The following is an 8,594-nucleotide window of genomic DNA, read 5'->3' as shown; positions in this document are numbered from 1 at the left end:
GCACTTGAACCGGGACCCCGGCCCGGGCGACTTCCTCCAGCGGTTGGCGGAACGCCTGACCGTCGGCCGAGGCCACCACCAGAGCCGCCAAGCCCTCTGCGAACCGCTGATCGATGTGTTCGAGCATGTCGCGGTCGACGTCGCTGTCCTCATCGATCTTGGGCTTGGCGAAGACGGCGAATCCCACGTTGCGCAGCGCGTCCACCCACGGCCGTACCACCTCGGCGCTACCGGGTGCGATGTTGGTGAAGACGGTGGCCTCGGGCTCGACCCGCAGGTCCGGCCCCTCCGGCGCCGCGGCGCTCACGTCGGCGGTGCGGCCCAGCAGCCACCTGCCCAGCGCGTCGAAACGGGGACGTTCCAGCGCGGTGGGCCGGCGGCCCAGAATCGAACCCAACCCCATATCGAGATTCGGCGCATCCCACACCAGCAGGACGCGCTTTATCGGCTCGGGAAATGCGGTCAAACCGTCCTGCGACAAATCGCCCGCCAGAATCGACGGGCCGGCCAGGGCGTCCGGTGCGGGTGTCGCTACCTCTGTCATTCAGCGCCGCCTCCATACGAATTCGCAGACGGTACTGCCCGCTTCTTGGGCCTTCGTCTCGTATTTGGTCGTGGGTCGGGTGACCGATATCGGTAGTGATTCGGAGCCCGGGTCGACGCGGACGAGTCGGGATTCTGCATCGCCGACCTCGGCGATCTGCTCGGCATAACCGGGGTGGTCCGTTGCGGCGTGCAGTACACCCCCGGGGAGTAACCGGTCCGCGATCAGCGCAACCGTCGCCGGCTGCAGCAACCGGCGCTTGTGATGCCGGGCTTTTGGCCACGGATCGGGAAAGAAGACCCGAACACCGGTCAGCGAACCCGGTGTCAGCAGGTCTTTGAGCACATCGATGCCGTTGCCGCGAATCAGCCGGATGTTGTTGATCTGCTCGTTGTCGATCCCACAGAGCAACTGCGCCAGGCCCCGGCGGTAAATCTCCACCGCGATCACGTCGATGCCGGGCTCCTGCTTGGCCATCGCCAGGGTGGACGTGCCGCTGCCGCAGCCGATCTCCAGCACCAACGGCGCCGTGCGCCCGAACCACTCCTGGGTGTCCAGCGGTTCACCCGGCGGCGACTCGGCCTGTCTGCCCAGTTCCGGCCACCGGCGTTCCCAGGTGTCGCGCTGCGTGTTCGACAGCGCAGAACGCCGGGAGCGGAAACTCGTGGCGGGGAGATAGCCCCAGGGTGTATCGGGCCGTAACCCCACCCCGGGTTGCGCATGCATTCCCCCATCGTGGCTCATGAACACCGGGTGTAGCCGCCTCAGGTCCAGATTGATACCCAACAGTTGCCTTCGGCTGGTAACAGCGGACACCTGGCTCGCATCCTGGCGACGCAAATGCCACGATTCGATGGGGACCGTTTGCCGACCAGCGGCACGGAGAGGGGCATCGAATTTTCGTCGAGGAACTGACGCGCTTCGCCATGGAGGTCGCTGACCAGCGAATTCTTGCGGTTGCGGAGCGCATGGCGGCGCCACTGCGGGTGGCGGTCCGCGGGCGTCCGGGAGTGGGACGGCGCACCGTGGCCGCCGCGCTGGACCGGGTGGGCGGACCGGCGGGTTTGACGGTCGCGACCGAGCCGCCAGCACAAGGCGCGGAGCTGCAGGTCTACGTCATCGCCGAGGTTGCCAAACCCGAAGATGCCGACGCCGGCGCGACGCTGGGGGTGCTGAACAAGGCCGACCTCGGCGGGTTCGCGCGTGGGGACAACCCGATCACCGCGGCGGGCGCCCGCTGTGTGGACTTCGCCGAGCTGGTCGGAGCGCCGATGCTGCCGATGAGCGGGTTGCTCGCCGTCGCTGCTTTCGAGGGTTTCGATGCGACGAGCTGGGCGGCGCTGCGCGAGCTGGCGGCCGACCCCGGCGGGCTTGCCAGCCTCGACGGCGGTTTCGACGGTTTCCTGACGGCGCAATTCGCCGTGCCGGTGCGCGAGCGGCAGCGGTTGTTGAGAGTCCTCGATCTGTTCGGCCTCGCGCTGGCGGTGGCCGCGGTGCGGCGCGGGGCCGGGCCGGGTGGTGTGCGGGCTATATTGCGCCGGGTCAGTGGCGTGGATGCGATAGTGCAGCGCCTCGTTGTGGCCGGCGCGCAGCAGCGGTATCGCCGGGTGCTCGACGCCATCGCCGAGCTGGAGGTGCTGGCGATCGGTGATGCGCGGATCGGCGCGTTTCTGTCCAGTGACGACACGGCCGCGGCCCGCATGGCGGCAGCAATTGACCTGGCGCAGGCCCAAGAGCTGGAACTCGGACCCACCGCGCCGCTGCAGCGGGCCGTGCATTGGCAGCGTTACCGCCGAACCGCGGCCGTCGACCTGCACCGGGCGTGCGCGGCCGAGATCACCAGGGGATCGCTGCGACTGTGGTCGCGGGCCGGTGGGGTGCCGGTCCGTGACGGCCGGGAGGCCCGGTGAGCGCGGCGCATCGCGACGACCCGGCCGCCCGGGTGGACGACATGGTCGCCGCTATCGGACCCGATCTGGGCGCGCCCGCGATCAATCGTCGCGACGTGGTGCTGGTGGCCGGTCCCTGGCTGGCCGGAGTCACCAGCGTGGCAGTCGCGCTGCGGGAGCGGATTTCGCAATATCCCGTCGTCGAGTCACCGGAACTTGGCCCCGGTGATGCACCGCTGGCGGTGGTGTTCGTGGTTTCGGCGTCGGCCCCGATGACCGGGTCCGACTGCACGCTGCTCGACGCGGCCGCCGAGAACACCGACATGGTGGTCGGGGTGGTGACGAAGATCGACGTTCACCTCACCTGGCGTGATGTGCTGGACGCCAACCGCGCTCGCCTGGCCGAGCACGCGCCGCGCTACGGCAAGGTGCCGTGGCTCGGCGTCGCCGCCGCCCCGGAAGTGGGGGAACCGCAGGTCGACGCGCTGGTCGCAACCGTGCAGGCGCAACTCGCCGACTCCGATCTGGCCCGACGCAACCGGTTGCGGGCCTGGGAGGCGCGCCTACAGAAGGCGGCCGGACGATTCGACCGGGATGCCGACGGGGCGGGGCGCCGGGCGCGGGTTGAGGCGCTGCGGGAGGAACGCAGCGCTGCCCTGCGCCAGCGCCGGCAGTCGAGGACCGAGCGCACCGTCACGATGCGGGGTCAGATTCAGCAGGCCCGGGTTCAGCTGTCCTACTTCGCGCGCAACCGCTGCGCATCGGTGCGCAGCGAACTGCAAGAGGACATCGCGACGCTGACCCGGCGGCGCATCCCGGCGTTCGAGGAGTACGTCCGACAGCGGTTGGACGACGTGGTCAACGAGGTCGTCGCCGGAAACGACGCCCACCTCGCCGACGTCGCGCAGGTGACCGGGGTGTCCATGGAACTGCCGCCGCTGGGCAAACTGCCCGCCGTTGCGGTGCCCCCGCCGCCGCTCAAATCCCGTCGGCTGGAAACCCGGCTGCTGATGGTGGTCGGCGCTGTGTTCGGTCTCGGGGTGGCCCTCACCCTGAGCCGTGTCGTTGCCGGTCTGCTGTCGCGGCTGCACCCCGGGGTGGCGCCTCCGGTGGTGGGGGTCGGGATCGCCGCGTGTGTGGCGCTGGGCCTGGCGATGACGTTGTGGTTGGTCAATATCCGCCGCCTGCTCAGCCACCGCGCCGTACTGGACCGCTGGGTGGGAGACGTGACGTCGTCACTGCGTTCGGTCACCGAACAACTCGTGGCCAGCCGGGTGCTGGACGCCGAGGCCGTGCTGGCCACCGCGGTCAGCGCGCACGACGAAACCGAAAACGTCCGGGTGAACGACCAGATCAACTTGATCGACGCTGAGTTGCGCGAACATACCCTGGCGGCGGCCCGAGCGGCGGCGGTTCGGGACCGGGAGATGCCGACCATCCTGGCCGCGATCGAGGCGATTCGCGCCGAGTTGGGCGAACCAGGTATATCTAGTACCGCCACCGACCCAGGGATCATCCGGGCAAAGATCTCGTCGCGGTCGGACGCGGGTCGCGGCGATTTTCTGACCGGATGAGACTCTTCTGAATCGGTCTTGTGAGAAGGCTTATACCCGCCCAGGCCTCACCCGACAAGTGATCCGCGATAATCTGTATAAGAAACCGCTAAGTGAAAACAAACCGCGAAGTGTGATTCCCGTCGCGCTGGCAATACCTATAGCAAGCGCACGCGACAGAACGAGCCGACAACCGACGATCGCCCCGCCCGCGAGATTCAGGAGAGTTCGATGACCTCAGCAACCATTCCCGGTCTGGATACCGCCCCCACCAAGCATCAGGGGCTGCTGTCCTGGGTGGAGGAGGTTGCTGAACTCACTCAGCCGGACCGAGTGGTGTTCACCGACGGGTCCGACGAGGAATTCAAGCGGCTGGCTGACCAGCTGGTCGAGGCGGGCACCTTCACCCGGCTCAATCCGGAGAAGCACCCGAACTCGTTCCTCGCGCTGTCCGACCCCTCCGACGTCGCTCGGGTGGAGTCGCGCACCTTCATCTGCTCGGAGCGCGAAGTCGACGCCGGCCCGACCAACAACTGGAAAGACCCCAGCGAGATGCGGTCCATCATGACGGACCTGTACCGGGGATCGATGCGCGGCCGCACCATGTACGTGGTGCCGTTCTGCATGGGTCCGCTGGGCGCCGACGACCCGAAGCTGGGCGTGGAGATCACCGACTCCGAGTACGTCGTCGTCTCCATGCGCACCATGACCCGGATGGGCAAGGCCGCGCTGGACAAGATCGGTGACGACGGGTTCTTCGTCAAGGCACTGCACTCGGTCGGGGCACCGCTGGACGAGGGCCAGGCAGACGTCCCGTGGCCGTGCAGCGACACGAAGTACATCACCCACTTCCCGGAGACCCGCGAGATCTGGAGTTACGGATCGGGCTACGGCGGCAACGCGCTGCTGGGCAAGAAGTGCTATTCGCTGCGTATCGCGTCGGCGATGGCCCACGACGAGGGCTGGCTGGCCGAGCACATGCTGATCCTCAAGCTGATCTCCCCGGAGAACAAGGCGTACTACTTCGCGGCGGCGTTCCCCTCGGCTTGCGGCAAGACGAACCTGGCGATGCTGCAGCCCACCATCCCGGGCTGGCGGGCCGAGACCCTCGGTGACGACATCGCCTGGATGCGGTTCGGCAAGGACGGCCGCCTCTATGCGGTCAACCCTGAGTTCGGGTTCTTCGGTGTGGCGCCGGGCACCAACTGGCAGTCCAACCCCAACGCCATGCGCACCATCGAGGGCGGCAACACGGTCTTCACCAACGTCGCGCTCACCGACGAGGGTGACGTGTGGTGGGAAGGCCTGGAAGGCGACCCGCAGCACCTGATCGATTGGAAGGGCCGCGACTGGACTCCCGGCAACGGCGAGAAAGCCGCGCACCCCAACTCGCGGTACTGCACCCCGATGTCGCAGTGCCCGATCCTGGCCCCGGAGTGGGACGACCCGCAGGGCGTGCCGATCTCCGGCATCCTGTTCGGTGCCCGCCGCAAGACCACGGTGCCGCTGGTCACCGAGGCGCGCGACTGGCAGCACGGCGTCTTCATGGGCGCCACGATGGGCAGTGAGCAGACCGCCGCGGCCGAAGGCAAGGTCGGCACCGTGCGCCGCGACCCGATGGCCATGCTGCCGTTCCTGGGTTACAACGTCGGCGATTACTTCCAGCACTGGATCAACCTCGGCAAGCACGCCGACGAGTCCAAGCTGCCCAAGGTGTTCTTCGTCAACTGGTTCCGCCGCGGCGACGAGGGCCAGTTCCTGTGGCCGGGCTTCGGCGAGAACAGCCGGGTGCTGAAGTGGATCGTCGACCGCATCGAACACAACGCGGGTGGCCAGGACACCGCCATCGGCGTCGTGCCGACCGCAGCGGACCTGGACCTGGACGGCTTGGAGGCTGACGCCGCCGACGTCGAATCGGCCTTGGCGGTCAAGGCGGCCGAGTGGCGCGAAGAGTTGCCGTTGATCGAGGAGTGGTTCGACTTCGTCGGAGACAAGCTGCCGACGGGCATTCGCGACGAGTTCGAGGCTTTGAAAGCGCGGTTGGCCGAGTAGCCTGCCCCCGCGAACAACCGTAAAAGCACCTGCACGCACAGCGCGTCAGGTGCTTTTACGTCGGTGCAGCCTGCCCTCGTAGAGTTTCAGCCATGCAGATCCGGCAACACGCCCTCACCCATCCCGACAAGCCCGCGGTCATCCTGCACCCGTCGGGCACGGTGGTGACTTTCGGCGAACTCGAGGCGCGCGCAAATCGTCTGGCCCACAAGTTCCGTCAGGCGGGATTGCGGGAAGGCGACGCCGTCGCGATCTTGCTGGAGAACAACGAGCACATGCACGCCGTGATGTGGGCGGCCCGTCGCAGCGGCCTGTACTACGTGCCGATCAACACCCATCTGACGCCGGCGGAAGCGGCCTACATCGTGGCGAACAGCAACGCCAAGGCCATCATCGGTTCTGTGGCGCTGCGCGACGTCCTCGCGGGGTTGGGTGAGCATCTTCCCGGCGGGCTGCCGGAGCTGTTGCTGATCGCCGACGGGGATCTGCCCGGCTGGCAGCGCTATCCGGAATGTGTTGCCGACCAACCCGATACCCCGATCGGCGACGAGATCGAGGGTGACCTGCTGCAGTATTCGTCGGGCACCACCGGGCGGCCCAAGGGCATCAAACGCGAACTGCCGCATCTCCCACCGGAAGAGGCGCCGGGCATGATGTCGGCGCTGGTGGACTTCTGGATGGACCCGCAGACGGTCTACCTGAGCCCGGCGCCGCTCTATCACACCGCGCCGTCGGTGTGGTCGATGACGGTGCAGGCAGCGGGATTGACCACGGTGGTGATGGAGAAGTTCGACCCGGAAGGAACGCTGGACGCCATCGCTCGCTACCGGGTGACGCACGGCCAGTTCGTCCCTGCGATGTTCGTACGGATGCTCAAACTGCCTGATTCCGTTCGTGATTCGTACGACCTCTCCAGCCTCAAGCGGGTGATGCACGCGGCCGCGCCATGCCCGGTGCAGATCAAGAAGCAGATGATCGACTGGTGGGGGCCGATCGTCGACGAGTATTACGCCTCCTCGGAGGCACACGGGTCGACGCTGATCTTCGCCGAGGACTGGCTGACGCACCCGGGTTCGGTGGGCAAGCCGATGGGTGGCGGCATACACATCCTGGATCCGGACGGGAAAGAGCTGCCGCCCGGGGAGGCCGGCGAGATCTATTTCGAGGGCGGAACTACCTTCGAATATCTCAACGACCCGACCAAAACCGCGGCCTCCCGAGACAAGCACGGTTGGGCCACCGTCGGCGACATCGGCTACCTCGACGAAGAGGGCTACCTGTACCTGACCGATCGCCGGCACCACATGATCATCTCCGGCGGCGTGAACATCTACCCGCAGGAAGCCGAGAACCTGCTTGTCACCCACCCAAAGGTGTTGGACGCGGCCGTGTTCGGCGTACCCGACGACGAGATGGGCCAGCGGGTGATGGCCGTGGTGCAGACCGTCGACCCGGCCGATGCCACCGACGACTTCGGTGAAGAGTTACTGGGTTGGCTACGAGAGCGGTTGTCGCACTTCAAGTGTCCGCGATCGATCGCGTTCGAAGCCCAGCTGCCGCGCACCGACACCGGCAAGCTGTACAAGAACGGGCTGGTCGAGAAATACTCGGTGTGACCGATGCTCCGGGTGGTCGACCTGTCTGCGCCGCCGGCAACGGATGGCCGGGTGACACCCGGCGTCCTGGTGGGCTGCGGCCCGACTACTGACGAATACTGGCTCGAAACGGCAACATTCACCCTCAGCGAGGAACCCTGCGACGATCGCCGGGTAGTCACCGTCGACTCGGTGCCCGAAGCCCTCGCCGACCTGACCCGACGCTGCGAGCACTGGCCACACGCCAGTGCGATCTGCGACGACGTGCTGCGCAGCATCGACCCGGATGGTGCGACGCCGGCGGGCGTGGTGACCGAATCGCTGGCCTACTCCACGCTGCAGGCGGGTCCGGAGTTCGCCCGCTGGCTCCGCGAGCGAGGCGCAGCAGTGCTGCCCCAGATCGCCGATCCCGTTCGGGCCCAACGCGATGGTGATACCCTGCGTATTCAACTCAACCGACCGCAGCGGCACAACGCGTTCTCCACCGACATGCGCGCGGCGTTGCTGGAGCTGCTCGCCGTCGCGCAACTGGATCTCTCGGTCAGCGCAATCGTGTTGAGCGGCAACGGCCCGTCCTTCTGCAGCGGCGGCGACCTGGCCGAATTCGGCACCTTTGCCGACCCGGCCAGCGCACACCTGGCCCGCACCCGGCACAGCCCGGCGCTGGTGCTCGACGAGCTCACCGCCAGGTTCGGCCGGGCCTGCCGGGCCGAGGTGCACGGCCAAGTGCTGGGCAGTGGATTGGAGATGGCGGCATTCTGCGGCTGGGTCGAGGCGGATCGGGATTCGGTGTTCGGTCTGCCCGAACTGAGCTTGGGGTTGATTCCCGGCGCCGGCGGCACCGTCAGCGTCACCCGGCGGATCGGCCGCTGGCGCACCGCCTATCTCGTGCTGTCCGGTCAGACCATCGGCGCCGAGACGGCACTGGCGTGGGGGCTGGTGGACGCGATCCGGGACTGAC

General features: G+C 67.4%; 7 protein-coding genes. 5 read left to right on the top strand and 2 right to left on the bottom strand.

The window, feature by feature from the left end:
- Both A5636_RS14370 and trmB read right to left on the bottom strand, forming a co-directional pair.
- A partial coding sequence (locus A5636_RS14370; protein ID WP_065159311.1) for an NYN domain-containing protein occupies positions 1-544 on the bottom strand: 544 nt, incomplete at its 3' end.
- Positions 545-1,288 carry a tRNA (guanosine(46)-N7)-methyltransferase TrmB gene (gene trmB / locus A5636_RS14365; protein WP_065159318.1) on the bottom strand — a complete coding sequence of 248 codons (744 nt, stop codon included), beginning with the start codon at positions 1,286-1,288 and terminating at the stop codon, positions 545-547. It abuts the gene before it with no gap.
- A 182-nt stretch (positions 1,289-1,470) separates the two neighbouring features.
- Here trmB and A5636_RS14360 point away from each other — a divergent pair, with 182 nt between their 5' ends.
- The 5 genes from A5636_RS14360 to A5636_RS14340 all read left to right on the top strand — a co-directional run bounded on the left by A5636_RS14360 (position 1,471) and on the right by A5636_RS14340 (position 8,593).
- A complete protein-coding gene (locus tag A5636_RS14360; protein WP_065159310.1) occupies positions 1,471-2,454 on the top strand; it encodes a hypothetical protein in 984 nt (327 codons plus the stop codon).
- Entirely contained in the window at positions 2,451-4,007 is a 1,557-nt protein-coding gene (locus A5636_RS14355; RefSeq protein WP_155763821.1) for a hypothetical protein, read from the top strand. Before A5636_RS14360 ends, A5636_RS14355 begins: the two co-directional genes overlap by 4 nt.
- Before the next feature lie 210 nt (positions 4,008-4,217).
- Complete coding sequence (locus tag A5636_RS14350; RefSeq protein ID WP_065159309.1) at positions 4,218-6,038, top strand: phosphoenolpyruvate carboxykinase (GTP); 1,821 nt, start codon at positions 4,218-4,220, stop codon at positions 6,036-6,038.
- A 92-nt stretch (positions 6,039-6,130) separates the two neighbouring features.
- Positions 6,131-7,654 (top strand): fatty-acid--CoA ligase FadD4, encoded by a 1,524-nt coding sequence (fadD4, locus tag A5636_RS14345; protein ID WP_065159308.1) that lies wholly within the window; start codon positions 6,131-6,133, stop codon positions 7,652-7,654.
- A 3-nt stretch (positions 7,655-7,657) separates the two neighbouring features.
- Positions 7,658-8,593 carry an enoyl-CoA hydratase/isomerase family protein gene (locus A5636_RS14340; protein WP_065159307.1) on the top strand — a complete coding sequence of 312 codons (936 nt, stop codon included), beginning with the start codon at positions 7,658-7,660 and terminating at the stop codon, positions 8,591-8,593.
- Position 8,594: the final 1 nt, after the last annotated feature.

The organism is Mycobacterium asiaticum (assembly GCF_001673315.1).
GTDB classification, from domain to species: Bacteria; Actinomycetota; Actinomycetes; order Mycobacteriales; family Mycobacteriaceae; genus Mycobacterium; species Mycobacterium asiaticum_B.
Note: the sequence above shows the minus strand (reverse complement) of the source record. Positions and strands in the feature narration are given on the sequence as shown.